The organism is Angustibacter peucedani (assembly GCF_054779595.1).
Genome location: NZ_BAAGXY010000074.1, coordinates 1 through 26,107, shown reverse-complemented (window position 1 = coordinate 26,107; position 26,107 = coordinate 1). Strand labels below are relative to the sequence as shown.

18 protein-coding genes are annotated in these 26,107 nt (G+C 73.9%); 10 read left to right on the top strand and 8 right to left on the bottom strand.

Features of this window, described 5'->3' with window-relative positions; genetic code table 11:
* Both ACYVJ4_RS13555 and ACYVJ4_RS13550 read left to right on the top strand, forming a co-directional pair.
* Positions 1-951, top strand: a 951-nt coding sequence (locus tag ACYVJ4_RS13555) for a hypothetical protein (protein ID WP_460460661.1), incomplete at its 5' end; no start/stop codon positions are given.
* A 22-nt stretch (positions 952-973) separates the two neighbouring features.
* Complete coding sequence (locus ACYVJ4_RS13550) at positions 974-1,954, top strand: tetratricopeptide repeat protein (protein WP_460460660.1); 981 nt, start codon at positions 974-976, stop codon at positions 1,952-1,954.
* Here ACYVJ4_RS13550 and ACYVJ4_RS13545 read toward each other — a convergent pair.
* Positions 1,935-2,924: a LysR family transcriptional regulator gene (locus tag ACYVJ4_RS13545; protein ID WP_460460659.1), complete on the bottom strand. Its 990-nt coding sequence runs from the start codon at positions 2,922-2,924 to the stop codon at positions 1,935-1,937. The genes ACYVJ4_RS13550 and ACYVJ4_RS13545 overlap by 20 nt on opposite strands.
* A gap of 180 nt (positions 2,925-3,104) precedes the next feature.
* Between ACYVJ4_RS13545 and ACYVJ4_RS13540 the strand changes: the two genes are divergently transcribed.
* Positions 3,105-4,727, top strand: coding sequence for a M4 family metallopeptidase (locus tag ACYVJ4_RS13540; RefSeq protein ID WP_460460658.1), 1,623 nt, complete (start codon positions 3,105-3,107; stop codon positions 4,725-4,727).
* Between the two features lie 106 nt (positions 4,728-4,833).
* Positions 4,834-5,772, top strand: coding sequence for a M28 family metallopeptidase (locus ACYVJ4_RS13535; RefSeq protein WP_460460657.1), 939 nt, complete (start codon positions 4,834-4,836; stop codon positions 5,770-5,772).
* 22 nt (positions 5,773-5,794) lie between these two features.
* On the opposite strand, the gene pgm is transcribed toward ACYVJ4_RS13535, so the two are convergent.
* The 5 genes from pgm to ACYVJ4_RS13510 form a co-directional block, all read right to left on the bottom strand.
* On the bottom strand, positions 5,795-7,444 hold the full coding sequence (gene pgm, locus ACYVJ4_RS13530) for a phosphoglucomutase (alpha-D-glucose-1,6-bisphosphate-dependent) (protein ID WP_460460656.1): 1,650 nt from the start codon (positions 7,442-7,444) through the stop codon (positions 5,795-5,797).
* Between the two features lie 47 nt (positions 7,445-7,491).
* Positions 7,492-9,099 (bottom strand): sensor domain-containing diguanylate cyclase, encoded by a 1,608-nt coding sequence (locus tag ACYVJ4_RS13525; RefSeq protein WP_460460663.1) that lies wholly within the window; start codon positions 9,097-9,099, stop codon positions 7,492-7,494.
* A 66-nt stretch (positions 9,100-9,165) separates the two neighbouring features.
* The gene (glgB, locus tag ACYVJ4_RS13520) at positions 9,166-12,810 is read right to left on the bottom strand and encodes a 1,4-alpha-glucan branching protein GlgB (protein WP_460460662.1); all 3,645 of its coding nucleotides are present in this window, start codon (positions 12,808-12,810) and stop codon (positions 9,166-9,168) included.
* 22 nt (positions 12,811-12,832) lie between these two features.
* Positions 12,833-14,545 (bottom strand): maltose alpha-D-glucosyltransferase, encoded by a 1,713-nt coding sequence (treS, locus tag ACYVJ4_RS13515; RefSeq protein WP_460460655.1) that lies wholly within the window; start codon positions 14,543-14,545, stop codon positions 12,833-12,835.
* Between the two features lie 2 nt (positions 14,546-14,547).
* The gene (locus tag ACYVJ4_RS13510; protein ID WP_460460654.1) at positions 14,548-16,536 is read right to left on the bottom strand and encodes an alpha-1,4-glucan--maltose-1-phosphate maltosyltransferase; all 1,989 of its coding nucleotides are present in this window, start codon (positions 16,534-16,536) and stop codon (positions 14,548-14,550) included.
* Between the two features lie 172 nt (positions 16,537-16,708).
* Here ACYVJ4_RS13510 and glgP point away from each other — a divergent pair, with 172 nt between their 5' ends.
* Positions 16,709-19,294, top strand: a complete 2,586-nt coding sequence (gene glgP, locus ACYVJ4_RS13505; RefSeq protein WP_460460653.1) for an alpha-glucan family phosphorylase — start codon at positions 16,709-16,711, stop codon at positions 19,292-19,294.
* Between the two features lie 88 nt (positions 19,295-19,382).
* Here glgP and glgX read toward each other — a convergent pair whose 3' ends face one another.
* Entirely contained in the window at positions 19,383-21,509 is a 2,127-nt protein-coding gene (glgX, locus tag ACYVJ4_RS13500) for a glycogen debranching protein GlgX (protein ID WP_460460652.1), read from the bottom strand.
* 59 nt (positions 21,510-21,568) lie between these two features.
* Here glgX and ACYVJ4_RS13495 point away from each other — a divergent pair, with 59 nt between their 5' ends.
* Positions 21,569-22,006 carry a nitroreductase family deazaflavin-dependent oxidoreductase gene (locus ACYVJ4_RS13495; protein ID WP_460460651.1) on the top strand — a complete coding sequence of 146 codons (438 nt, stop codon included), beginning with the start codon at positions 21,569-21,571 and terminating at the stop codon, positions 22,004-22,006.
* A gap of 17 nt (positions 22,007-22,023) precedes the next feature.
* Here the strand turns inward: ACYVJ4_RS13495 and ACYVJ4_RS13490 are convergent, their stop codons facing one another.
* Positions 22,024-22,965, bottom strand: a complete 942-nt coding sequence (locus tag ACYVJ4_RS13490; RefSeq protein WP_460460650.1) for a quinone oxidoreductase family protein — start codon at positions 22,963-22,965, stop codon at positions 22,024-22,026.
* A 62-nt stretch (positions 22,966-23,027) separates the two neighbouring features.
* Here ACYVJ4_RS13490 and ACYVJ4_RS13485 point away from each other — a divergent pair, with 62 nt between their 5' ends.
* The 4 genes from ACYVJ4_RS13485 to ACYVJ4_RS13470 are packed head-to-tail and all read left to right on the top strand — an operon-like array spanning position 23,028 to position 26,038.
* The gene (locus tag ACYVJ4_RS13485; RefSeq protein ID WP_460460649.1) at positions 23,028-23,474 is read left to right on the top strand and encodes a T3SS (YopN, CesT) and YbjN peptide-binding chaperone 1; all 447 of its coding nucleotides are present in this window, start codon (positions 23,028-23,030) and stop codon (positions 23,472-23,474) included.
* A gap of 36 nt (positions 23,475-23,510) precedes the next feature.
* The gene (locus ACYVJ4_RS13480) at positions 23,511-24,290 is read left to right on the top strand and encodes an enoyl-CoA hydratase/isomerase family protein (protein ID WP_460460648.1); all 780 of its coding nucleotides are present in this window, start codon (positions 23,511-23,513) and stop codon (positions 24,288-24,290) included.
* Between the two features lie 4 nt (positions 24,291-24,294).
* Entirely contained in the window at positions 24,295-25,260 is a 966-nt protein-coding gene (locus ACYVJ4_RS13475; protein ID WP_460460647.1) for a class I SAM-dependent methyltransferase, read from the top strand.
* Positions 25,261-25,267: 7 nt separating this feature from the next.
* Positions 25,268-26,038, top strand: coding sequence for an acyltransferase (locus tag ACYVJ4_RS13470; RefSeq protein ID WP_460460646.1), 771 nt, complete (start codon positions 25,268-25,270; stop codon positions 26,036-26,038).
* Positions 26,039-26,107: the final 69 nt, after the last annotated feature.

The window sequence follows — 26,107 nt, the reverse complement described above, 5'->3', positions numbered from 1 at the left end:
GCCAAGGAGTTGCCATTACCGTTTGTCTTCCTAAGACCGCTTGGCCTCCGACTTCTGAGCAACCGCCCGGCGGTCGACGCCGCGCAGGCCACGCAGATCGCCGCCCGCGCGCTCGGCCAGGCGCAGCGGGCCGACGCGCTGCGCACCGACGAGGCCGCCAAGACCGCGTTCACCGGGCTCGCCCTCAAGATCACGCCGGCGCGCTACGTGGTCGAGAAGGTGCTCGACCCGTCGAAGGACGCCTCGGGCGGCGCCCTCGAGCCGGTCGTCGAGCCGAGCCGGATCGTCGTGACCGCCGGCCGGTCGTTCCCGCGCACGCTGCTCGCGGTCTGGACGCCCGAGGGGTCCTCGACCGCGCAGGTCGCGGTGCTCGAGAGCACCGACGTGCGCACGCCGTTCAAGGTCGCCGTGCGCGCCGACCTGCTGCCCGGCGCCGGCCTGCCCCCGACCGCCCCCGCCGCGCGTGGCGCCTCGGTGCTGCCGCGCGACGTCGACGGCCTGGTGGCCACGCCGGAGAAGGCGGTCGCCGACCTGGCCCGGCTGCTGCAGACCGGCACGAGCGGCGGCACGCCGTTCGCCGCCAACGTGGTGGTGAAGGACGTGCGCACCAAGGCGGCCCAGCAGGCCAAGGACGTCGCCAAGGTCGCGACGTTCCAGCAGGTGCACGCCGCCGAGCCGTACGGGCTGCGTGTGGTGCGCACCGCCGACGGCGGCGCGGTCGTGGTCGCGGCGATCGACCGCACCGACTCGTTCACGGTCAAGAAGGGCGCCGGCGTCATCACGCCGCCGCCGGCCTACCGGGCGCTGTCCGGCGGGAAGCTGAAGAAGATCACCAAGCGGGCGTCGGTGCGCACGGTGCAGACCGTCGTCCTGGTGCTGCCGCGGCAGGGCGCCGGACCGGCCCGGCTGGTCGGCTTCAGCGAGGTGCCGGTGCAGGTCAGCGGCCGCTGACGCGCGTGACAGACTTGTCGGCATGAGCCAGCCCTCCTCGTCCTCCTCGTCGCCGCTGTCGCTGCGCGGCGCCGTCGACCTCGCAGCCGTTGCGGCGCAGGCCAAGCGGCGCCAGCAGGCCGCCACGGCGGCCGAGGGCGGCGCGGGCGCTCCCGGCGGGACGTCGTCCGGGCTGGTCGTCGACGTCACCGAGGAGCAGTTCCAGACGGTCGTGGTCGACCGCTCGCTCGACGTGCCGGTGGTCGTCGACCTGTGGGCCGAGTGGTGCGAGCCCTGCAAGCAGCTCAGCCCGGTGCTCGAGCAGCTGGCGCACGAGTACGGCGGCCGGTTCCTGCTGGCCAAGGTCGACGTCGACGCCAACCCCCGGCTGGGCCAGGTCTTCCAGGCGCAGTCGATCCCGATGGTCGTGGCCGTCGTGAAGGGCCAGCCGGTGCCGCTGTTCCAGGGCGCGCTGCCCGAGGCGCAGGTGCGGGCCTACCTCGACGAGCTGCTGCGGGTGGCCGAGGCGAACGGCGTCACCGGCCGCCTGCCCGTCGGCGACACCGACGGCGAGGGGGAGCAGGTACCGCAGGCCCCCGCCGAGCCCCCGCTGCCGCCTCTGCACCAGGAGGCGTACGACGCGATCGAGCGCGGCGACCTCGCGGCGGCCGCGACCGCCTACGAGCAGGCGCTCGCCCAGGCCCCGGCCGACGCCGAGGCCCGCGCCGGCCTGGCCCAGGTCAACCTCATGCGCCGCACCGACGGCGTCGACCTCGCCACCGCGCGCGCCGCGGCCGCCGACGCTCCCGGCGACCCGGCCGCGCAGATCCTCGTCGCCGACCTCGACCTGCTCGGCGGGCACGTCGACGACGCGTTCGCCCGGTTGGTCGACACCGTCCGGACGACGGCGGGCGACGAGCGCGAGCAGGTGCGCGCGCACCTCGTCGAGCTGTTCGAGGTCGTGGGCGGCGACGACCCCCGGGTGCAGGCCGCGCGCCGCGCCCTCAGCGCGGCGCTGTTCTAGCCGCGCGCCCCTCGGGCGTCAGCGGCAGCCGCCCGTGCCGCTCGACCCACGCGACGTAGCTGGGCACCTCGGCGCCCGCCGCCTCGAGCCGGGCCACCGCGTGCCGCAGCAGCCGGGGCACGAACGGCGCCAGCGGGCTGCGCCGTGACGTCACGGCCAGGTGCCGCACGGCCATCGGCGTCCCGACCAGCGGGCGGGTCGCGACGCCGGCGAAGCGCGCGACCGGGTAGCAGAGCCCCACGTGACGCCCGGCCCGCACGAACTCGACGTTCGGGCTGCCGGCAAGGAAGTGGTCGACCTGCGGCGCGAACCCCACCGCGTCGCACGCCGCGGCCAGCGCGTCGTACTCGCGGTCGACGTCCAGCGGGTTGAGCACCCAGCGGGCGTCCGCGAGGTCGGCCAGGTCGACCTCGTCGTGCCGGGCGAGGGGATGGTCCTCGGCGAGCATGACGAACACCGGCTGGGTCAGCACCGGGTGGCGGTCGAGGTCGGGCGGCACGGCGAGCTCGTAGCCGACGAGCTCGCCGACCACGGCCAGGTCGACGCGCGCCGTCGCGGCGAGGTCGAGCAAACCCTCGACGCGCGTCTCGCTGTCGAAGGTCACCTGGGTGGACGGCAGCAGCGCCTCCATGCCCTGCACCAGCCCCACCATGGCCGGACCGGTGCAGGCCCCGAGCCGTACCTGGGCGGGGGCCGACCCCGCCGAGCGGGCCGCCTCGACGTCGTCGACGAGCGACTCCACGGCGGGCAGGATCGCGCGGGCCCGGGCCACCACGAGCTTGCCCAGCGCGGTCGGCTCGACCCCCTCGTGCGAGCGCTCGAACAGCGGACCGCCCAGGCTCTGCTCGATCCGGCGCAGCGTGCGCGTCACCGACGGCTGGCTGGCCCCCAGGACGGCGGCCGCCCTGGTCACGCTGCTGGCGTCGGCGACCGCCCGGACGAGCCGCAGGTGACGCAGCTCGATCTCCACCCGACCAGCCTAGGGGGCCGCTCCCCACGGCCGGGGCGCTGCTCGACCGGGCACCGGCCAACCGGAGGTCAACAGCCGGTCAAATCGGCTGAAATAGGGCATGCCCTGACGGCATGGTGCCAGGTCAGGGCCCTGCGACAGCGTGGACGCATCGCACACCGAGATGAAGGAGATCGGCACATGAAGAGGTGTATCGCCGTCGTGGGCGCCCTGACGCTCGCCACCGGCCTCGGGGCCTCCGCGTCGTCCGCCGCTGCCGCCGCACCGGCCGCAGCCAGCCGTCCCGGACCGCAGGCGGTGTCCAGCGCCCGCGCGCTGCTCGCCGCCCACCCCGAGCTCGTCAAGGGCTCGTCGAAGGACGCCTTCACCGCCACCCGCACCATCAGCGGGGCGAAGGGCACCACCCACGTCCGCTTCCAGCGCACCTACGCCGGCCTGCCGGTGCTCGGTGGCGACTTCGTCGTCCACGAGACGTCCGCCGGACGCAGCACCGTCTCGTCCACCCAGCAGCGCGCCATCGCGGTGTCGACCACCCCGGCCGTGAGCGCCGCCCGCGCGCAGAGCGCGGCCCGCTCGGCCGCCGTCCGCGACGACGCGTCCGCCGGGTCGGCGTCGACGCCGCAGCTCGTCGTCGACGCCCGCCAGGGCACGCCGGCGCTCGCCTGGCTGACCACCGTGACCGGCGTCCAGGCCGACGGCCAGACGCCGAGCCGGCGCGCCACCGTCGTGGACGCGCAGACCGGGACGGTCCGCAGCAGCGACGAGCAGGTGCTCGCGTTCCGCTCGACCGCGGAGAAGGCGCCGAAGGGCGACGCCGCGAAGGGCACCAAGGGCGTGGCGGCGGCCGGCACCGGCCAGTCGCTCTTCCTCGGCGAGGTGCCGCTGAGCACCACCCAGGGCGGCTCGGGCTTCGAGATGACCGACCCCGACCGCGGCAGCAACACCGCCTGCGACATGAACAACACCGAGTCCAGCTGCGACCTGTTCACCGACGACGACAACGCGTGGGGCGACGGGACGAACGGCGACCGCGCCACCGCGGCCGTCGACGCCTACTACGGCGCGGCCGAGACGTGGGACTACTACGCGGCCCACCACGACCGTAGCGGCATCTTCGGCGACGGCAAGGGCGTCCCCTCGCGCGTGCACTACGGCGACAACTACGTCAACGCGTTCTGGGACGGCGAGCAGATGACCTACGGCGACGGGTCGGGCAACGCCGCCCCGCTGGTCGCCCTGGACGTCGCCGGCCACGAGATGTCGCACGGCGTCTCCGAGGCGCTGGCCGGCCTGGGGTACTCGGGCGACGTCGGCGGCATCAACGAGGCCAACAGCGACATCTTCGGCACGATGGTCGAGTTCGAGGCCGGCAGCAGCGCCGACCCGGGCGACTACGACATCGGCGAGAAGATCGACATCAACGGCGACGGCTCGCCGCTGCGCTACATGTACGAGCCGTCCAAGGACGGCGCGTCGTTCGACTGCTGGAGCAGCCAGGTGCCGGCGTCCGACCCGCACTACAGCTCGGGCGTGGGGAACCACTTCTTCTTCCTGCTCGCCGAGGGCAGCGGGGACACGCAGTACGGCAGCAGCCCGACCTGCGACGGCTCGTCCGTGACCGGCATCGGCCGCGAGAAGGCCGCGGCGATCTGGTACCACGCGCTCGACGCCTACATGGGCAGCGACGAGACCTACGCCGAGGCCCGCCAGCACACGGTGCAGGCCGCTGACGAGCTGTACGGCGCGGGCAGCGCCGAGTCGCAGGCGGTCGCCGCCGCCTGGACGGCGGTCGCGGTCGGCTGACCCGCCCCGCACGACCCGGTACGTCCGAAGGTCTGGTCGTCATGGCGACCAGACCTTCGGACGTCCGGTGGCCATCCCCCTTTCGCACCACCACTCGGGAGACCTCGTGAACACGCTGCTCCGCACCACCGTCGCCGCCGCCGCGGCGACCGCCCTCGCGCTCGTCCCGGCTGCCGCCAGCGCGCAGCCCGAGGCCGCGCCCACCCTCGCCGGCGTGGACGTCGACGTCGCCGCCGTGCAGGCCGACCTGGCCCAGCTGCAGCAGATCGCCCAGGCCCACGACGGCAACCGCGCCACCGCGACCGCCGGTCACGCCGCGTCGTCCGACTACGTGCAGGGCAAGCTCGAGGCCGCCGGCCTCACCGTGACGAAGCAGGAGTTCAGCACCCGCGAGGGCAGCACCTGGAACCTGCTCGCCGAGATCCCCGGCACCGACCCCTCGCACGTCGTGATGGCGGGCGCGCACCTGGACTCGGTCGAGGCCGGTCCGGGCATCAACGACGACGGCTCGGGGTCGGCCGCGCTGCTCGAGACCGCGCTGCTGATGGCCGGCGGGGCGCAGCCGACGTCGACGGTGCGCTTCGCCTGGTGGTCCGGCGAGGAGCAGGGCCTGCTGGGCTCGTCGCACTACGTCGACGCGGCGTCGTCGTCCGACCTGGGGGCGATCAGCGCCTACCTGAACCTCGACATGATCGGCTCGCCCAACCCCGGGTACTTCGTCTACGACGACGACCCGACGCTGCAGGGCGCCTACGACGACTACTTCGCGGGTCTGGGCATCGCCACCGAGATCGAGACCGAGGGCGACGGGCGGTCCGACCACGCGCCGTTCAAGGACGCCGGCGTGCCCGTCGGCGGCCTGTTCTCCGGCGCCGACTACGTCAAGACCGACGAGCAGGCGGAGGCTTGGGGCGGGACGGCGGGCGAGCCGTTCGACGCCTGCTACCACCAGGCGTGCGACACGACGTCGAACGTCGACGCCGCGGTGCTCGACCGGATGACCGACGCCACGGCCACGGTGCTTCAGCAGCTGGCCACGAGCTGACCCCGACCGAGACGTCCGGACGTCAGGTGCCGAGGGCGGCGCCGACGACCTCCCGGGCGGCCGCCTGCACCTGCTCCAGGTGCTCGGGCCCCCGGAAGGACTCGGCGTAGATCTTGTAGACGTCCTCGGTGCCTGACGGACGGGCCGCGAACCACGCCGACTCCGTCACGACCTTCAGGCCGCCGATCGCGGCGTCGTTGCCGGGCGCGCGGGTCAGCTTGGCGGTGATCGGCTCGCCCGCCAGGTCGGTGGCGGTGACGGCGTCGGGCGACAGCGCCTGCAGGGCCGCCTTCTGCTCGCGGGTGGCGGGGGCGTCGACCCGGGCGTAGGCCGGCTCGCCGTGCCGCTCGACGAGCTCGCGGTAGTGCTCGGACGGCGAGCGGCCGGTGACCGCCAGGATCTCGGACGCCAGCAGCGCCAGCAGGAGGCCGTCCTTGTCGGTGGTCCAGACCGAGCCGTCGCGGCGCAGGAACGACGCGCCTGCGCTCTCCTCGCCGCCGAAGCCGACCGAACCGTCGAGCAGGCCCGGCACGAACCACTTGAACCCGACCGGCACCTCGACCAGCCGTCGTCCGAGGTCCTCGGCGACCCGGTCGATCATGGACGACGACACCAGCGTCTTGCCTACTGCCGCAGCGCTTCCCCAGCCATCACGGGCCGAGAAGAGGTACTGGATCGCGACGGCCAGGAAGTGGTTGGGGTTCATCAGCCCGGCGTCCGGCGTCACGATCCCGTGCCGGTCGCTGTCGGCGTCGTTGCCGGTCGCGACCTGGTAGCGGTCGCGCTGCTCGATGAGCGAGGCCATGGCGAACGGCGACGAGCAGTCCATGCGGATCTTGCCGTCCCAGTCGAGCGTCATGAACGACCAGCGCGGGTCGACCTGCGGGTTCACCACCGTCAGGTCGAGCCCGAGCCGCTCGGCCACGGCGGCCCAGTACTGCACGCTCGCGCCGCCCATGGGGTCGGCGCCGATCCGCACCCCCGCCTCGCGCACGGCGTCGACGTCCAGCACCGCCCCCAGGTCGTCGACGTACGGGGTGAGGAAGTCGAACGTCGTCGCGGACGACGTCGCGCGCTCGAGCGGCACGCGCCGCACGCCGTCCAGCCCGGCGGCCAGCAGCGCGTTCGCGCGGTCCTGGATCCAGCCGGTGGCGTCCGAGCCGGCCGGTCCGCCGTGGGGTGGGTTGTACTTGAAACCGCCGTCGCGCGGCGGGTTGTGCGACGGCGTGATGACGATGCCGTCGAAGGCGCCGGCCCCGCCGCCCGCCGTCCCCTTCTCGCGGTTGAGGCGCAGGATCGCGTGCGAGACCGCGGGCGTCGGGGTGAACGCCTCCGGCGCGTCGCACAGCACCTCGACGTCGTTGGCCACCAGCACCTCGAGCGCGCTGCGCCACGCGGGCAGCGACAGGCCGTGGGTGTCCTTGCCCATGAGCAGCGGGCCGGTCGTGCCCTGGTCGGCGCGGTACTCGCAGATGGCCTGCGTGATGGCCAGGATGTGCGCCTCGTTGAACGCGCCGTCCAGGCTCGAGCCGCGGTGCCCGGACGTGCCGAACGCGACCCGCTGGTCGGGGTTCTCGACGTCCGGGACGACGTCGGCGTAGGCCGAGAGCAGGGCGTCGACGTCGACCAGGTCGGAGGGCTGGGCGGGCTGGCCCGCACGAGGATCGGTCATGCGCCCATCCTGGCCGCAAACCGGCCGCGCGCACACCCGCAGGCGGGTCAGTCCTGCGCGACGGACGACAGCTGCACGAACGGCCGGTAGAGCAGCGCGCTCGCGGCCAGGGCCAGCACGCTGCCGACGGCCTGCACCTCCAGGCCCGGCGTGCGGCCGTACAGCTCGAGCAGCCAGCCGTCCTGCGCGTCGCGGCACCCGAGGGCCACGACGTGCCGCATCCCCATGTCGTGCAGCACCGCGCGCTCGCCGGGGTCGGCGTCTTCGTCGTCGACCGCGACGACGAACCACGCGTCGCGCTCGATGGCGGCCTCGGTCATCGGGTAGTCGTCGAGCCGGAAGCGGCGGTCGACCTGGAGGTCGTAGGGCTGCGGGGTGGTGATCGGCGTGTGCCGCAGGCCGAGCGAGTCGGTGCCGAGCATCCGGTCGCCGGCCAGGTCGACGAAGCTGAGCGACCACTCCTGCAGGTCGAGCGGCGCGAGCAGCCGCTCGCCGATCCAGCGCATCCGGCCGCCCACCGTGCCGGGGGCCTCGGCGATCCGGTCGGCCAGGTCGGTGACCACCTGCGTCACGCCGTCCGTGATCGCGGACGCCGGGCGCGGCCGGTCCGAGCCCCGGCGGCGGATGCGCCGGCGCTCGGGCTCGACGTCCGAAAGGTCCGAGGCGACGACGAGCAGCGCGCCACGGGTCTTGGCCGCGTACTGCGCCGCGTCGGCGGCCGCGAGCGCGTCGCGCGCGGCCAGCCCCGGCGGCACGACGGCCACCCCGCAGCTGATCTCGACCGGCTGGTCGCCGAGCGACAGGTCGCGCGCCGCCTGCTCGACGACGGTGATGGCGGTGGCGCGTTGCTCGCCCACCAGCAGCACGGCGAACTCGTCGCCCCCCAGCCGCACGGTGACCGAGCCGGGGACGTGGCTCGCCGCGGTCGCCAGCGCGTCGGCGGTGGCCACGATCGCGCGGTCGCCCACGCCGTGGCCGTACTCGTCGTTCAGGTCCTTGAGGTTGTCGATGTCGCACATGACGACCGTCACGCCGGTGGCCTCGGGGACCAGCAGGTCGCGCAGCGCGTCGTCCAGCACCCGCCGGTTGCCGACGCCGGTGAGCGGGTCCTCGAACGCCAGCCGGGCCATGCGCTGCAGGCGTTCGGCGACCGCGACCATGCTGCCGACCTCGACGGCCACCGCCTCGGCGGCGGGCAGGTCGTCGGGGGACAGGCTGGCGTCGGCGCGGCTCAGCCACAGCTCGCCCCACAGCCGGCCGTCGACCGTGAGGGGCACGCTCAACGAGGAGTGCTTGGCCGAGAACTCGAGCAGGGAGCGGCCGTGCTGGTCGAGGTCGGGGTCGTCGGTGCTGTACGACGTCGCGCCGCCGGACAGGACGCGCGCGATCGCGCTGTCGGTGGCGACCTCGTAGACCTCCTCGCGCGGGAAGCGGGTCTCGGCCGCGCTCAGCTCGCCGACGTTGACGAGCGTGCGCAGCATGCCCCGGTCGCGCTCCCAGCGCGACAGCGAGGCGCTGTCGGCCCCGACGGCGCGCATGGCGTACTCGGCGGGCACGGCGAGCATCTCCTCGTACTGCGCGTCGGGCAGCAGGACGAGGCGGTGCAGCGCCCGCTCGGCGGACGTCGGTGCGACCGGGGGGAGGGCAGGGGGCATCGCCACGCGCTCTCCCTCCTCGGACGACGGACGACCGTCCACCTCACGAGGTCGGCAAGGACGGGGTCACGCTTGAGCCGGGGCTGCTGTGAACCACACCGCACCGAGGGGCGGGAGGCTGAGGACGGCCGAGGCGGGCAGGCCGTGCCAGCCCTGGTCGTCGGCGTCGACACCCCCGAGGTTGCCCACGCCGGAGCCACCGTACTGGTCGGCGTCGGTGTTGAGAACCTCTTCCCAACGACCCGCGAACGGCAGGCCGGCGCGGTACTCGTGGTGCGGTGCGCCGCTGAAGTTCACGAAGCAGGCCAGCACCGGGTCGGCCGGGTCCTTCGGGAAGCGCAGGAACGAGAAGACGTTGCCGGCGGCGTCGTTGGCGTCGACCCACCGGAACCCGTCGGGGGACAGGTCCTGCGACCACAGGGCGGGGTGCGAGCGGTAGACCGCGTTGAGGTCGCGCACGAGGGAGTGCACGCCGCGGTGGGCCGGCTGGTCGAGCAGCCACCAGTCGAGCCCGTGGGCGTCGGCCCACTCGGCCTCCTGGGCGAACTCCGAGCCCATGAAGAGCAGCTGCTTGCCGGGGTGCGCCCACATCGAGGCCAGGTAGGCGCGCACGGTCGCCAGCTGCTGCCAGCGGTCGCCGGGCATCTTGCGCAGCAGCGAGCCCTTGCCGTGCACCACCTCGTCGTGGCTGATCGGCAGCACGTAGTTCTCGCTCCACGCGTACATCAGCGAGAACGTCATCTGGTGGTGGTGCCACTGGCGGTGCACCGGCTCGTGCTGCACGTACGACAGCGAGTCGTGCATCCAGCCCATGTTCCACTTCAGCCCGAAGCCCAGCCCGCCCAGGTGCGTCGGCCGGGTGACGCCGGGCCACGCGGTCGACTCCTCGGCGATGGTGACGACGCCCGGCACGCGCTTGTAGACGGTGGCGTTGGTCTCCTGCAGCAGCTGCACCGCCTGCAGGTTCTCGCGCCCGCCGAACTCGTTCGGCAGCCACTCGCCGTCCTTGCGGGAGTAGTCGAGGTAGAGCATCGAGGCCACGGCGTCGACCCGCAGGCCGTCGACGTGGAACTCCTCGCACCAGTAGAGGGCGTTGGCCACCAGGAAGTTCTTCACCTGCGGGCGGCCGAGGTCGAAGACGTGCGTGCCCCAGTCCGGCTGGTCGCCCCGCCGCGGGTCGGGGTGCTCGTACAGCGCCTCGCCGTCGAACTTGGCGAGGGCGAACGCGTCCTTGGGGAAGTGCGCGGGGACCCAGTCGAGGATCACGCCGATCCCGTTGCGGTGCAACGTGTCGACGAGGTACCGGAAGTCGTCGGGGGAGCCGAAGCGCGACGTCGGCGCGTAGTAGCCGGTGACCTGGTAGCCCCAGGACGGGCCGTACGGGTGCTCCATCACCGGCAGCAGCTCGACGTGCGTGAAGCCGGTCTCGAGGACGTAGTCGGTGAGCTGCTCGGCGAGCTCGCGGTAGCCCAGCCCCTCGCGCCACGAACCCAGGTGCACCTCGTAGGTGCTCATCGGGCCCTGGTGCGGGTCGCTCTGCGCCCGCTGCGTCATCCACTCGTCGTCCTGCCAGGAGTAGTCGGACGACGTCACCACCGACGCGGTCGACGGCGGGCGCTCGGTGGCGCGGGCCATGGGGTCGGCCTTGAGGCGGCGCGCGCCGTCGGACCCGGTGATCTCGAACTTGTACCGCGTGCCCTCGGCGACGCCCGGGACGAACAGCTCCCAGACGCCGGTGGAGCCCAGGGAGCGCATGGGGTGGGCGCTGCCGTCCCAGTGGTTGAGGTCGCCCACCAGCCGGATGCCGCGGGCGTGCGGGGCCCACACGGCGAACGACGTGCCGACGACCTCGCCCATCTGGCCGGGGTAGTGGCGCACGTGCGCGCCGAGCACCGACCACAGCTGCTCGTGCCGGCCCTCGCCGATCAGGTGCAGGTCGACGTCGCCGAGCGTGGGCAGGAACCGGTAGGGGTCGTCGGCGGGGTACGTCACCGGCCCGTCCGGGCCGTCGTAGGTGACGTCGAGCCGGTAGTCGGACGGCGCGTCGCCCGGCACGACGCCGACGAAGACGCCGTCGTACTCGTGGCTCAACGGGTGGCGCGAGCCGTCGGGCAGCACCGCCACGACCTCGCGGGCGTTGGGGCGCAACGTGCGCAGGGTCAGCGCGCCGTCGTGCGGGTGCAGGCCCAGCACCCCGTGCGGGTTGCCGTGCGAGCCGTGCACGAGCTCGGCGAGCTCGCCGTGCTGCAGGGGCAGCGGGGTGGGGCGGGTCTGGTCGGGCATGGTCCGCTCCTGGGGTTCGGGGATGGCGCCGGCCAGCAGCCGGTCGACCGCGGCGAGCGGGATGGGCCGCCAGGCCGGGCGGTTGCCGGCCTCGTAGGCGGTCTCGTACAAGGCCTTGTCGAGCTCGAGCGCCGTGAGCAGCGCCGCGCTCTCGCGCGGGTCGCGGCCGGCGACCTCGGCGTAGCCCGCGCAGTAGGCGTCGCGGCAGGTCTCGGCCCACGCCGCGGCCCGCTGGGCGGTGGCGGGGTCACCGCCGCTGGACACCACCAGGTGCCCCGCGGCGTAGTCGAACGAGCGCAGCATGCCGGCGACGTCGCGCAGCGCCAGGTCGGGCACGCTGCGCTCGGCCAGGGGCCGCAGCGGCTCGCCCTCGAAGTCGATGATCAGCCAGCCGCGCGGGCCGCCGTCGAGCACCTGGCCCAGGTGCAGGTCGCCGTGCACGCGCTGCAGCAGCGGCCGCGACGGCAGGTGCCGCACGGCGTCCAGCACCTCGCGGGCCGCCGGCACGCGCTCGGCCAGCTCGGGGGCCTGCCGGGCGGCCCAGGCGAGCCGGTCGAGCAGCCCGTCGGCCAGGCGGTCGGCGCCAACGTCGTCCAGCACCGCGGTGGGCATCTCGGCTGCGAGCGTCGCGTGCACCCGGGCGGTGGCGGCACCGAGCTCGCGGGCCGCCCGCTCGAACGACGCGCCGTCGGCCACGGCGTCCAGCGCCTCGCGCCACGCGTCGCGGGTGTCGGGCACGAACTCCTGGGCGAAGGCCAGGTGCCCGTGGACGACGACGCCGTCCGACGGCCAGCTGCCCTCGACCTGACCGACCGGCCGCGGAACGATCGTCGACCCGGCGTCGGCCAGCGTGGACTGGATGACGACGTCCGGGTTGGCGCCCTCGTGCAGCACGCGGAAGAGCTTGACGATCAGCGGCGGGGCCGGCTCGCCGCCGACGGCCAGCTGCAGCACCACCGAGGTGTTGGACTGCTCGCCCCGCATGACCCGGCTGGTGACCAGCCGGCCGACGGCGGCGGGGTCGGCGTCGCGCTGGCGGTGGCCGCGGGCGTCGCCGGTGCCGGACGGGCCGTCCGAGACCACCGCGCCCTCGTCGAGCACCAGGTCGAGCAGCAGCTGGACGAACACCGGGTCGTGCGGCGCGTCGTAGATCCACCGCGGTCCGAGCTCGGAGTGCTCGGCCCGGCCCACCAGGGCGTGCTCGGCGCCGGGCAGCGGCGCGCCGCGGTAGGTGAGCGGCACCTGGTACACCGTCGGACGCTCGCCGGCGGTGTCGAGCAGGAACCACGTCTCGACGCCGACGTCGCCGTCCGGGTCCTGCCAGCGCAGGCCGCCGATGCGGCGCAGCTGGGGCTCGCGGCCCTTGCCGGCGTACCAGCGCTGCTGCGCCAGCCAGCCGGGCAGCAGCTCGGCGAACGACGGCGTCATCGTCGCGGGGCGGGGCACGGTGTCAGCCACGGTCTCCTTCCTGGTGCTGCTGCAGGCGCAACCAGAAGAAGTCGCGCGAGCCGAGCGACAGGGTCAGCGTGCCGTCGTCGCGGACGGCGGGGAACCCGGCGCCGCCGAAGAGGTCCTCGAGCGTGGCGCGGGCGTGGTCGGGCAGCTGCAGGGTCGCGCCCTGCGGCGTCTGCGCGAGGTTGTTGACGCACAGCACGGCCTCGGGGGCCTCGCCGTGCTCGTCGGAGTCGATGACCCGCAGGAACGCGAGCACCGCCTCGTTGTCGGTCTCGACCGCCACGTAGCGACCGAGCCCGAACACCGGGTGCCGCTTGCGGATCGCGAGCATGCCGCGGGTCCAGTGCAGCAGCGAGGACTTCGTCGCGAGCTGGGCCTCGACGTTGACGGTGTTGTAGTGGTGCACCAGCGACTGGATCGTCGGCAGGTACAGCTTGCCCGGGTCGGCCGACGAGAAGCCGGCGTTGCGGTCGGGCGTCCACTGCATCGGCGTCCGGACGGCGTCGCGGTCCTCGAGCCAGATGTTGTCGCCCATGCCGATCTCGTCGCCGTAGTACAGGCACGGGCTGCCGGGCAGCGAGAGCAGCAGCGCGTTGATCAGCTCGATCTCGGCGCGCGAGCTGTCGAGCAGCGTCGCCAGCCGGCGGCGGATGCCGATGTTGGCGCGCATGCGCGGGTCGGCGGCGTACCAGCCGTACATCGCCGCGCGCTCCTCGGTCGTCACCATCTCGAGCGTGAGCTCGTCGTGGTTGCGCAGGAACGTGCCCCACTGGCCGTGGCCCGGCAGGTCGGGGGTGTCGGCCAGGATGTCGATGATCGGGCGGGCCGACTCGTCGCGCATGGCGTAGTAGATCCGCGGCATCACCGGGAAGTGGAACGCCATGTGGCACTCGGGCTCGTCGTCCGTGCCGAAGTACTCGACGACGTCCTGCGGCCACTGGTTGGCCTCGGCCAGCATGATCCGGCCCGGGAACTCCTCGTCGACCATCGCCCGCAGCCGGCGCAGGAACTCGTGCGTCGCCGGCAGGTTCTCGCAGTTGGTGCCCTCGTCCTCGAACAGGTACGGGATCGCGTCGAGGCGGAAGCCGTCGATGCCGAGGTCCATCCAGAACCGGACGACGTCGAACATCGCCTCCTGCACGGCGGGGTTCTCGAAGTTGAGGTCCGGCTGGTGGCCGAAGAAGCGGTGCCAGAAGTACTGGCGCCGCACCGGGTCGAACGTCCAGTTCGACGTCTCGGTGTCGACGAAGATGATCCGTGCGTCCTGGTAGCGCTCGTCGGTGTCGCTCCACACGTAGAAGTCGCCGTAGGGGCCCTCGGGGTCGGACCGGCTGGCCTGGAACCACGGGTGCTGGTCGCTGGTGTGGTTCATGACCAGGTCGACGATCACCCGCAGCCCGCGCGCGTGCGCCTGGCCGACGAGCTCGGTGAAGTCGGGCAGCGTGCCGAACTCCGGCAGCACCGAGCAGTAGTCGGACACGTCGTACCCGCCGTCGCGCAACGGCGAGGCGTAGAACGGCGGCAGCCACAGGCAGTCGACACCGAGCCACTGCAGGTAGTCCAGCCGGCTGATCAGCCCGGTGAAGTCGCCCGACCCCGACCCGTTGGAGTCGGAGAACGCGCGCACCAGGACCTCGTAGAACACGGCCTTCTTGTGCCAGTTCGGGTCGTGCCGCAGGCCGGGTGCCGACAGGTTCAGGCCCTCCACCCTCAGACCCCTCTCACGTGGACGATGTGGACGGGCTCGAGGTGCGGGTCGAGCCTCACGTAGACGTTCTCGCCCCAGTGCCAGGCGGTGCCCGTCACCAGGTCCTGCGCCACGAAGCCGTCGTGCCAGTCGAGGCCCAGCGCGGGCATGTCGAGGTGGACCGTCGTCTCGCGCGGCCCGTGCGGGTCGAGGTTGGCGACGACCACCACGACGTCCTCGCGGCCGGTGGGCGACTGCGCCGCGGTGAGCCGCTTGCTGAAGCAGATCACCGCGTCGTCGCCGGTCTCGTGGAAGGTGATGTTGCGCAGCCGCTGCAGCGCGGGGTGCTGGCGGCGGATCTGGTTGAGCGTCGTCAACCAGGGCGCCAGGCTGGTGCCGTCGGCCTCGGCCGCCGCCCAGTCGCGCGCCTTGAACTCGTACTTCTCGTTGTCGATCTGCTCCTCGACGCCGGGCCGCGCGACGTTCTCGACCAGCTCGTAGCCGGAGTAGATGCCGTACGTCGGCGCCATCGTCGCCGCGAGCGCGGCCCGCAGCCGGAACGCCGGCCGCCCGCCGTACTGCATGTACGGCGTGAGGATGTCGTGCGTCGTCGGCCAGAAGCTGGGCCGCATGTAGTCGGCCGACGGGCCCGAGAGCTCGGTGAGGTACTCGGTGAGCTCGGCCTTGGTGCTGCGCCAGGTGAAGTAGGTGTACGACTGCTGGAACCCCACCTTGGCCAGCGCGTGCATCATCGCCGGGCGGGTGAAGGCCTCGGCCAGGAAGACCACGTCCGGGTGGTCGCGGTTGACCTCGGCGATCAGCCACTCCCAGAACTCCACCGGCTTGGTGTGCGGGTTGTCGACGCGGAAGAGCGTGACGCCGTGCTCGACCCACGTCAGGACGACGCGCAGCACCTCCGCGTAGATGCCCTCGGGGTCGTTGTCGAAGTTCAGCGGGTAGATGTCCTGGTACTTCTTGGGCGGGTTCTCGGCGTAGGCGATGGTGCCGTCGGCGCGGGTCGTGAACCACTCGGGGTGGCTCGTGACCCAGGGGTGGTCCGGCGAGCACTGCAGCGCGAGGTCGAGCGCGACCTCGAGCCCGAGCTCTCGGGCGCGGGCCGCGAAGTGGTCCCAGTCCTCGAAGGTGCCGAGCGAGGGCTCGATCGCGTCGTGCCCGCCGTCCTTCGAGCCGATGGCGTAGGGCGAGCCGGGGTCCTCGGGTCGCGGGTCGAGGGTGTTGTTGCGGCCCTTGCGGTTCGTGGTGCCGATCGGGTGCACGGGGGTCACGTAGGCGACGTCGAACCCCATGGCGGCGATCGCCGGCAGCCGCTCGGCCGCGGTGCGCAGCGTGCCCGACGTCCAGCGGCCGGTCGCGCTGTCGAGCCGCGCGCCCTCCGAGCGGGGGAAGAACTCGTACCAGGCGCCGACGAGCGCGCGCTCGCGCTGCACCCGCAGCACGAGGTCGGCGCTCGCGGTGACCATCTCGCGCACCGGGTCGTCGGCGAGCGCCGCGTGCACGGCGGGGGAGGTGCCGGCCGCCAGCCGGGCCTGCGCCGGGCGGTCGGTGTCGCGCAGGCCCTTGACGGCGTCGCGCAGCGCGCTGGCGTGGGCCTTGGGACGGCCCTTGGTGCCGGCGGCGCGCTCGAGCAGCAGCGCGCCCTCGACGAGCATCAGCTCGGTGTCGACGTCCGCGGCGACCTTGATCACCGCGTCGTGCTCCCAGGTGGCGTACGGGTCCGACCACCCCTCGACCCGGAAGGTCCAGTCGCCCTCGCGGTCGGGGACGACGTCCGCGCCCCAGGTGTCGAGGCCGGGCTCGAGCAGGGTCATCCGGCGGCGCGCGTGCTCGGCGCCGTCCGGGTCGGTGAGGACGACGGTGGCGGCGACGGCGTCGTGGCCCTCGCGGAAGACGGTGGCGCGCACGGGGACGGCTTCGTGGACGACGGCACGGGCGGGCCAGCGCCCGCCGTCGACGGCAGGGGTGACGTGCAGGACGGGGATGCGACCGATCACCGCCCCGACGCTACCGAGGTCGGTGGGGGCTCGCACATCCCGTGCGGTGCGGATCTCGACCCGCGGTGATCTTTGCGGTCCGCGTCCGACATCTGAAACACCTTGCAGGCTCCTGCAAGAACCTGACCGAAGGTGTCGGGTTCGTGGCCGCGGGAGGCTACGCTCTCTCGACGTGAGAGCCATCCGTCGCTTCAGCGTCCGTACCGTCCTGCCCGAGCCGATCGCCGCCCTGGGCGACCTCGCGAGCAACCTGCGCTGGTCGTGGCACGCGCCGACCCGCGAGCTGTTCGCCGGGCTGGACCGCGCCCGCTGGCAGGCCGTGCGCCACGACCCGGTCGCGCTGCTCGGCGACCTGGGTCCCGAGCGGCTGGCGCAGCTGGCGGACGACGCGTCGTTCGTCGCCACGGTCGACGCGGCCGCCGCCGACCTGCGCGAGTACCTGGAGCAGCCGCGCTGGTTCCAGGAGCACGCCGCGGCCGCGGGTATCGCCGGCGTCCCGCGCTCGATCGCCTACTTCTCGGCCGAGTTCGGCATCACCGCGGTGCTGCCGCAGTACTCCGGCGGCCTCGGCATCCTGGCCGGCGACCACCTCAAGGCGGCCTCCGACCTCGGCGTCCCGATCGTCGGCGTGGGCCTGTTCTACAAGACCGGCTACTTCAAGCAGTCGCTCTCGCGCGAGGGCTGGCAGCAGGAGACCTACCCGGTGCTCGACCCCGACGGCCTGCCGCTGGCGCTGCTGCGCGAGGCCGACGGCACGCCGTGCCAGGTGCAGGTCGCGCTGCCCGGCGGCCGCACGCTGGTGGCGCACGTGTGGAAGGCGCAGGTCGGCCGGGTGCCCCTGCTGCTGCTGGACTCCGACGTCCAGGTCAACGACGAGGCCGCCCGCGGCATCACCGACCGGCTCTACGGCGGGTCGGGCGAGCACCGGCTGCAGCAGGAGATGCTGCTGGGCATCGGCGGCGTGCGCGCGCTGCGCCTGTGGTCGCGGCTGACCGGCGCCCCGGCGCCCGACGTCTACCACTGCAACGAGGGCCACGCCGGCATGCTCGGCCTCGAGCGGATCAGCGAGCTGGTCGCGGCCGAGGGCCTGAGCTTCGACGAGGCGCTCGAGGCGGTGCGCGCGGGCACGGTGTTCACCACCCACACCCCGGTGCCCGCCGGCATCGACCGCTTCGGCACCGACCAGATCCAGACCTACCTGGGCGGCGACAACGGGCTGGCCGGCGTCCCGGTCGACCGCGTGCTCGCGCTGGGCGCCGAGGACTACCCCGGCGGCGAGGCGGGCGTCTTCAACATGGCCGTCATGGGCCTGCGGCTCGGCGGCCGCGCCAACGGCGTCTCGCAGCTGCACGGCGAGGTCAGCCGGCACATGTTCGACGGGCTGTGGCCGGGCTTCGACGACCGCGAGGTGCCGATCAGCTCGATCACCAACGGCGTGCACGCCCCGACCTGGGTCGACCAGCGGGTCTTCGACCTCGCCGAGAAGCACCTGGGCACCGCGCAGGTCGCCGACGCCGGGATGTGGGACGACGTCCCGCGCGTCCCGGCCGCCGAGGTGTGGGGCGCCCGCCGCGAGATGCGCGAGCAGCTCGTCGTCGAGGCCCGCCGTCGCCTGCGGTCCTCGTGGCTGCGCCGCGGCGCCAGCCAGGCCGAGCTGGGCTGGGTCGAGAACGCCCTCGACCCCGACGTCCTGACCATCGGCTTCGCCCGCCGCGTGCCGACGTACAAGCGGCTCACGCTCATGCTGCGCGACCCCGACCGGCTCAAGGCCCTGCTGCTGCACCCGACCCGCCCGATCCAGCTCGTCATCGCCGGCAAGTCCCACCCAGCCGACGACAAGGGCAAGTCGCTGATCCAGCAGATGGTGCGCTTCGCCGACGACCCCGAGGTGCGGCACCGCATCGTCTTCCTGCCTAACTACGACATCGCGATGGCCCAGTACCTCTACCCGGGCTGCGACGTCTGGCTGAACAACCCGCTGCGCCCGTTCGAGGCGTGCGGGACGTCGGGCATGAAGTCCGCCCTCAACGGCGGCCTGAACCTCTCGATCCTCGACGGCTGGTGGGACGAGTGGTTCGACGGCGAGAACGGCTGGGCCATCCCCACCGCCGACGGCGTCGACGACCCCGAGCACCGCGACGACCTCGAGGCCGCCGCGCTGTACGACCTGATCGAGGGCCAGGTCGCGCCGCGCTTCTACGCGCGCGACGACGAGACCGGGCTGCCCGGCCGCTGGCTCGAGATGGTGAGCCACACCCTGCGCTCGCTCGGGCCCAAGGTGCTGGCCACCCGCATGGTGCGCGACTACGTCGAGCAGCTCTACACGCCGGCCGCGCGCGCCGGCTGGGCGCTGGACGGCGAGGGGCACCCCGGCGCTCGCGAGCTGGCCGCGTGGAAGTCTCGCGTGCGCCAGGCGTGGGGCTCGGTGCGGGTCGACCACGTCGAGTCCTCGGGCGTCAGCGACTCGCCGCAGGTGGGCGACCTGCTCGCCGTACGGGCCTTCGTCTCGCTCGACGGCCTGGACGCCCAGGACGTGCAGGTGCAGGTGGTCCACGGGCGCGTGTCGTCCGACGACGAGCTCGCCGACACCCAGCTGGTGACCCTGCACCACGCCGAGACCTACGAGGGCGGCCGCCACCGGTTCGAGGGCGACATCAAGCTCGCCCGCACCGGCGCGTTCGGGTACACCGTGCGCGTGCTGCCGGCCCACCGCGGCCTCGGCAGCAGCGCCGAGCTCGGCCTGGTCGCCAACGCCTGACCCGTCGTCCGGCCGCCCGGAGACCGCACTTCGGGCCCGAAGTGCTGTTCTCGGGCCCGGCTGACCGCACATCGTGCCCGAAGTGCGGTCAGCCGACCGCGGCGTAGAGGTGCACCGAGAGGGCGCCGACCGGCACGGGCCCGGCGTGCCCGGACGTCGGGCCGCCGGGCCGCTCGTCGGCGGAGTCCCAGAGCAGGTCGTAGGACGACGCCCACGCACCTGCGGGCAGCGCGACCTCGACGTCGTGCGCCGCGCCGTTCAGCACCAGCAGCAGCGAGCGCCCGCCGGCCGGCTCGCCGTGCAGGAAGGCCTGCAGCACCCGGGTGTGCGGGTCGTGCCAGCGGTGGTCGTCCATCGGCGTGCCGTCGGCGGCGAACCACGCGAGGTCGCGGGTGCCGTCGGCGTGCGGCGCCCGTGAGCCGAAGAACTGCCGCTGGCGCAGCGCGGGGTGCTCGCGACGCAGCCGCAGCAGGTGCGTGGTGGTGGCCAGCAGGTCGAGCTGCCACCCGGCGAGGTCCCAGTCGAGCCACGAGGTGCGGTCGTCGCGGCTGTACGCGTTGTTGTTGCCGCGCTGGGTGCGGCCGAGCTCGTCGCCCGCGGCCAGCATGGGCACGCCGGTCGAGAGCAGCAGCGTGCCGAGCAGGTTGCGCACCGAGCGGCGCCGGGCGGCGAGCACCTCGGGCAGGTCGGTGGGTCCCTCGACGCCGTGGTTCCACGCCCGGTTGTCGTCGTGCCCGTCGCGGTTGAGCTCGCCGTTGTCGTGGTTGTGCTTGTGCTCGTAGGCGGTCGTGTCGGCCAGGGTGAACCCGTCGTGCGCCGCGACGTAGTTCACCGACGCGAGGGGACCGCGGTCGCGCGCGCCGAACAGGTCCTGCGACCCGCTGACCCGCGTGGCCAGCTCGCGCACGCCGTGTCCGGCCTCGCCGCGGCCCGCGCGGGCGGCGTCCGGCAGCCAGAAGGTGCGCACGGTGTCGCGGAACCGGTCGTTCCACTCGGCCATCGGCGGCGGGAACTGGCCGGTGCGCCAGCCGTGCGGGCCGACGTCCCAGGGCTCGGCGACGAGCTTGACCTGCGAGAGCACGGGGTCCGAGCGCAGGGCCACCAGGAAGGGGTGGTCGGGGTCGTAGCCGTCGTCGCGGCCGCGCGCGAGGGCGGTGGCCAGGTCGAAACGGAAGCCGTCGACGTGCGCCTCCTGCACCCAGTACCGCAGCGAGTCCAGGGCGAGCTGCACCACCCGCGGGTGGCGGAAGTCGAGGGTGTTGCCGCAGCCGGTGACGTCGACGTCGCGCCCGTAGTCGTCGAGCCGGTAGTAGGCCCGGTTGTCGAGCCCGCGCAGCGACAGGGTGGCGCCGTCGCGGCCCTGCTCGCAGGTGTGGTTGTAGACGACGTCCAGCAGCACCTCCAGGCCCGCCTGGTGCAGCAGCCGCACCATGCCCTTGAACTCGGCGAGCACCTCGGCCGGGTCGGTGGCGCTGGCGTAGGCGGCGTGCGGCGCGAAGAACCCCAGGGTGTTGTAGCCCCAGTAGTTGGTCATGGCGCGCCGCGCCAGGTGCGGCTCGTGCGTGAAGGCGTGCACCGGCAGCAGCTCGACGGCGGTGACGCCCAGGCCGGTCAGGTGCTCGACCGTGGCGGGGTGGGCCAGGCCCGCGTACGTCCCGCGCAGGTGCTCCGGGACGCCGGGCAGCAGCCTGGTCAGCCCGCGCACGTGCGTCTCGTAGACGACGGTCTGCGACCACGGCACGGACGGCGGCCGGTCGTCGCCCCAGTCGAACGCGCGGTCGAGCACGACGCCCCGCGGCACGTGCGGCCCGGAGTCGCGCGGGTCGAGCACGTCGGGGTCGCCGCTGAGGTCGGCACCCACCACGTGGCCGAACACCTCGGGGCGCCACGACACCTCGCCGACCACGCCGCGCGCGTAGGGGTCGAGCAGCAGCTTGGCCGGGTTGTGGCGCAGCCCGCGCGCCGGCTCCCACGGCCCGTGCGCCCGGAACCCGTAGCGGTCGCCGGCCCGCAGCCCCGGCACGTGGGCGAAGTGCACGCCGTGCACGCGCTCGGTCAGCTCGACCCGCCGCTCGACGGTCTCCGGCCCGGTGCCGTCGACCAGGCAGAGCTCGACCCCGTCGGCGTGCCCGGCGTACACCGCGACGTCCGCGCCGTCCTCGCGCAGCGTGACGCCGAGCGGTGGCGGGGACTCCGCGGCGGGACGACGGCTCACCCCGGCAGTCTGCCGCACGGGCGCGGAACACCGGCGGCGCGCGGGCGGTTGCCGCCTGCATGCCACTGACCGGAGAGTACGAGCCGAGCCCGGAGCGCTGGGTCCGCGAGCAGGTCGCCACCTACGAGGCGTCCGGCGGCACCGAGGGGACGACGATGCGCGGAGTCCCCGTCGTCGTCGTGACCAACCGCGGAGCCCGCAGCGGCAAGCTGCGCAAGACCCCGTTGATGCGGGTCGAGCACGACGGCCGCTACGCGCTGGTCGCCTCGAAGGGCGGCGCACCCGAGCACCCGGTCTGGTACCGCAACCTGCTCGCCGACCCCACGGTCGAGCTGCAGGACGGCCCGGAACGCCAGGACATGGCCGCGCGCGAGCTGGACGGCGACGAGCGGGCGCTGTGGTGGGAGCGCGCCGTCGCCGTGTGGCCGGACTACGCGAGCTACCAGCGCAAGACCGACCGGCAGATCCCGGTGTTCGTGCTCGAGCCCGTCGCCTGACCAGCCCGGTCGACCCGCTAGGGCAGCAGCACGACCTTGCCGGGCGCGTGTCGGCCCAGCAGCAGCCGATGCGCCTCGGCGGCCTCCTCGAGCGGCAGCTCGGCCGCGACCACCACGCGCACCCGGCCCTCACCGGCGTCGGCCAGCAGCCCGGCCCGCGCCGCCATCCGCAGGTCGTCGCCCGGGTCGCCGCCGGCGCCCAGCAGCTTGATCCCCTCCTGCGGCCCGCGGGTGAAGTTCGCGATGGTCGCGATGCGCTGCCGGTCGGCGACGAGCGCGAGCGAGACCTCGAGCGCCTCGTCGGTGCCGACGGTGTCGACCGCCGCGTCGACGCCGGACGGCGCCAGCGCGCGCACGCGGTCGGCGAGCCCCTCGCCGTGGGCGACCGGGACGACGCCGAGCTCGCGCAGCAGGTCGTGCCCCGCCTCGCTCGCGGTGCCGACGACGGTGGCGCCCTGCGCCACGGCCAGCTGGACGGCCATCAGGCCGACGCCACCGGTGGCGCCGTGCACGAGCACCGTGTCGCCCTCGCGCACGCCCGTGGCCACGAGCGTGTGCACCGCCGTGCACCCGGCGAGCAGCAGCCCGGCGGCCTGCGACCACGGCAGCGACGGCGGCTTGGGCAGCACGGCCGCACCCGGCACGACGACCTGGTCGGCGTAGGCGCCCGTGGTCCGGAACACCACGACCTCGTCGCCCACGGCGACCGGCCCGGCCACGCCCTCGACCTCGGGCCCGACGGCGCTCACGACGCCGGCGGCCTCGAAGCCCAGGCGGATCGGCAGGTTCGAGGGGTCGGTGCCCCACACGCCCGAGTACGACTTGGCGTCGGCCGGGTTCGTGCCGACCGCCCGGACGTCGACCACCACCTGCCCCGGACGGGGCTCGGGCGTCTCGGCCTCGACCACCTGCAGGACCTCGGGACCGCCGTAGCCGGTCGCCACCACCGTGCGTGCCATGCCCGCGCCAACCGCACGGGGGGCGGGCTTGTTCCGCCACCGCCGCGACTACCGTGGTCGCCATGACCGACCCGACGTCGCTGCCCGACTTCCCGCCGCCGTCCGGCGAGCGACCCCTGCGCGGCCGGGTGCTCGACGTCCTGATCGACGAGGGCTACCGCCCCGACATCGACGAGGACGGCGACGTCGCGGTCAAGGTGCAGGGCCAGCAGCTCTACGTGCGCAGCACCGAGGGCGACATCACGGTGCTGCGCGTGTTCGGCCAGTGGCGCCTCGGCGACGCGCCGGCCGACGAGCTGGCCCTGCTGCGCGCGTGCAACGCCGTCACCGGCCGGCTCTCGGTCGCCAAGTGCACGCTGGGCGACGGCTTCCTCGTCGTGTCGGCCGACCACGTCGTCACCTCGGGCACCCCGCTCGAGCTGGTGCTGACCTCCTCGCTCGAGCTGGTGCTCACCGCCGTGAACCTGTGGCACGAGGCGCTGGCCGAGGCCACCGGCACCGACGGCTAGGGTGGCGCGTCGGTCCCACGTCTGCAGGAGGTCCCCGTGAGCGAGTTCGTCCGGCTCGAGGTCGAGGGCGGCATCGGCACCATCCGGCTCGACCGGCCGCCGATGAACGCGCTGAACGCGCAGGTGCAGGAAGAGATCCGCGCCGCCGCGGTCGAGGCCTCCGAGCGCCGCGACGTCAGCGCCGTCGTCGTCCACGGCGGCGAGAAGGTCTTCGCCGCGGGCGCCGACATCAAGCAGATGCAGCAGATGGGCTTCACCGACATGGTCGACCGCTCGTCGGCCCTGCAGTCCTCGCTGTCGGCCGTCGCGCAGATCCCCAAGCCGACCGTCGCGGCCATCACCGGCTACGCCCTCGGCGGCGGGCTCGAGCTGGCCCTGTGCTGCGACTTCCGGGTGTGCGGCGACAACGCCAAGGTCGGCCAGCCCGAGATCCAGCTCGGCATCATCCCCGGCGCCGGAGGCACGCAGCGGCTGCCGCGCCTGATCGGCCCCTCGCGCGCCAAGGACCTGATCTTCAGCGGCCGCTTCGTCGACGCCGCCGAGGCGCTCGCGATCGGCCTGGTCGACCGCGTCGTCGCGCCGGACGACGTCTACACGGCCGCGCGCGAGCTCGTCGGCCGCTACGTCGGCGGGCCGGCCTACGCGCTGCGCGCCGCCAAGGAGGCGGTCGACCGCGGCCTCGAGACCGACCTCGCCACCGGGCTCGAGATCGAGCGGGTGCAGTTCGCCTCGCTGTTCGCCACGCAGGACCGCGCCACCGGCATGGAGTCGTTCGTCACCGAGGGCCCGGGCAAGGCCACGTTCGAGGGTCGCTGAGGTCGTGGTCCCCGCCGCGAGCGACCCCGCGCCGCACCCGGTCGCGACCGCGGCCGAGGTCGAGCTGGCCTGGAGCGACACCAAGCTCGCCCAGGTGCTGTACCACGACTGGGAGGCCGGCACCTACGACGAGAAGTGGTCCATCTCGTTCGACGAGCGCTGCATCGACTACGCGCGCGACCGCTTCGTCGCCGTCGCCGGCCGGGACGGCTGGCCGTACGGCACGGCGCTCGAGATCGGTGCGGGCACCGGTTTCTTCGCGCTGAACCTCAAGCAGGCCGGCGTGGTCGACCAGGTGCACGTCACCGACCTGTCGCCCGGCATGGTCGAGGCGGCGAAGCGCAACGCCGCCGGGCTCGGCTTCGAGGTCGAGGGGCGCGTCGCGGACGCCGAGCGGCTGCCGTACGACGACGACACGTTCGACCTCGTCGTGGGCCACGCGGTGATCCACCACATCCCGGACGTCGAGCTCGCCCTGCGCGAGGTGCTGCGGGTGCTCAAGCCCGGCGGCCGGTTCGTCGTGGCGGGGGAGCCGACCCGGGTGGGCCACTGGTACGCCCGCCGTCTCGGCCAGCTCACCTGGGCCGCCACCACCCGCGTCACGCACCTGGACCCGTTGCGCGACAGGTGGTCCCGGCCGCAGGAGGAGCTCGACGAGTCGTCCCGCGCCGCCGCGCTGGAGGCGGTCGTCGACCTGCACACCTTCGACCCCGACGAGCTCGCGCGCACCGCGCTGCGGGCCGGGGCGGTCGACGTCCGCACCGTCACCGAGGAGCTCACCGCGGCCGTCGTCGGCTGGCCGGTGCGCACGTTCGAGGCGGCCGTGAACCCCGAGCGGCTCGGGCTGCGCTGGGCGACGTTCGCCTTCCGCACCTGGCAGCGGCTCTCGGCGGTCGACCGGGTGCTGGCCCGCGTCGTGCCGGCCCGGCTGTTCTACAACGTCGGGCTCACCGGCACGAAGGCCGGCTGAGCGCGCCGTGCGGTCGACCCGGCCGGTGCCGGACGGCGTCCTCGGGGCGTGGCTCGTCCGGCTGCGCGACGGGCGCGACCCGCGTCAGGCGCGCTTCCTCACCACCGAGAGCTGGCGCTGGGTCGTGCGGAACCGCGCGTGGACCCCCTGGTACCTCGTGCGCTACTGGCGGCTGCTGGTGTTCAAGGCGCGCAACCCGCACGTCGTCACCCGCGGCATGGTCTTCCTCGGCCGCCGGGTCGAGCTGCGCGCGCGGCCGGGCTACGGCCGGCTGGTGCTCGGCCGGTGGGTGCACGTCGGCGACGAGAACCGGCTGCGCGCCCACGAGGGCACCCTGACCGTCGGCGACAAGGCCGTGTTCGGCCGTGACAACACCGTGAACTGCTACCTGGACGTCGAGATCGGCGAGGCGACGATCGTGGCCGACTGGGTCTACGTCTGCGACTTCGACCACGTCACCGACGACGTCCACGTGCCGATCAAGGACCAGGGCATCGTGAAGTCGCCCGTGCGGATCGGCCCGGACGTCTGGGTCGGCGCCAAGGCGACGGTGCTGCGCGGGACGACGATCGGCGCCGGCTGCGTCCTGGCCGCGCACACGGTGGCGCGCGGCACGTACCCCGAGCTCTCGGTGGTGGTCGGCAGCCCGGGCCGGGTGGTGCGCGACCGGCGCGAGACCTTCGCGGCGGGGCAGGAGCACCGTGCCGCCCTCGCCGACATGGCGCGCAAGCACCGCGAGAGCGCTGCCGGTCAGCCGCCGGCCGAGACCCCGCGGTAGACCGCGACCAGCGCGTGCGCGACGCCCGACCACGGGCGGGCCGCGGCGGCCCGGCGTCCGGCAGCTCGG

Coding starts and splice junctions, on each gene's coding strand:
- ACYVJ4_RS13550 (WP_460460660.1), top strand. CDS start 974: ATGAGCCAGCCCTCCTCGTCCTCCTCGTCGCCGCTGTCGCTGCGCGGC.
- ACYVJ4_RS13540 (WP_460460658.1), top strand. CDS start 3,105: ATGAAGAGGTGTATCGCCGTCGTGGGCGCCCTGACGCTCGCCACCGGC.
- pgm (WP_460460656.1), bottom strand. CDS start 7,444: ATGACCGATCCTCGTGCGGGCCAGCCCGCCCAGCCCTCCGACCTGGTC.
- ACYVJ4_RS13525 (WP_460460663.1), bottom strand. CDS start 9,099: ATGCCCCCTGCCCTCCCCCCGGTCGCACCGACGTCCGCCGAGCGGGCG.
- glgB (WP_460460662.1), bottom strand. CDS start 12,810: ATGACGCCGTCGTTCGCCGAGCTGCTGCCCGGCTGGCTGGCGCAGCAG.
- ACYVJ4_RS13495 (WP_460460651.1), top strand. CDS start 21,569: ATGCCACTGACCGGAGAGTACGAGCCGAGCCCGGAGCGCTGGGTCCGC.
- ACYVJ4_RS13490 (WP_460460650.1), bottom strand. CDS start 22,965: ATGGCACGCACGGTGGTGGCGACCGGCTACGGCGGTCCCGAGGTCCTG.
- ACYVJ4_RS13485 (WP_460460649.1), top strand. CDS start 23,028: ATGACCGACCCGACGTCGCTGCCCGACTTCCCGCCGCCGTCCGGCGAG.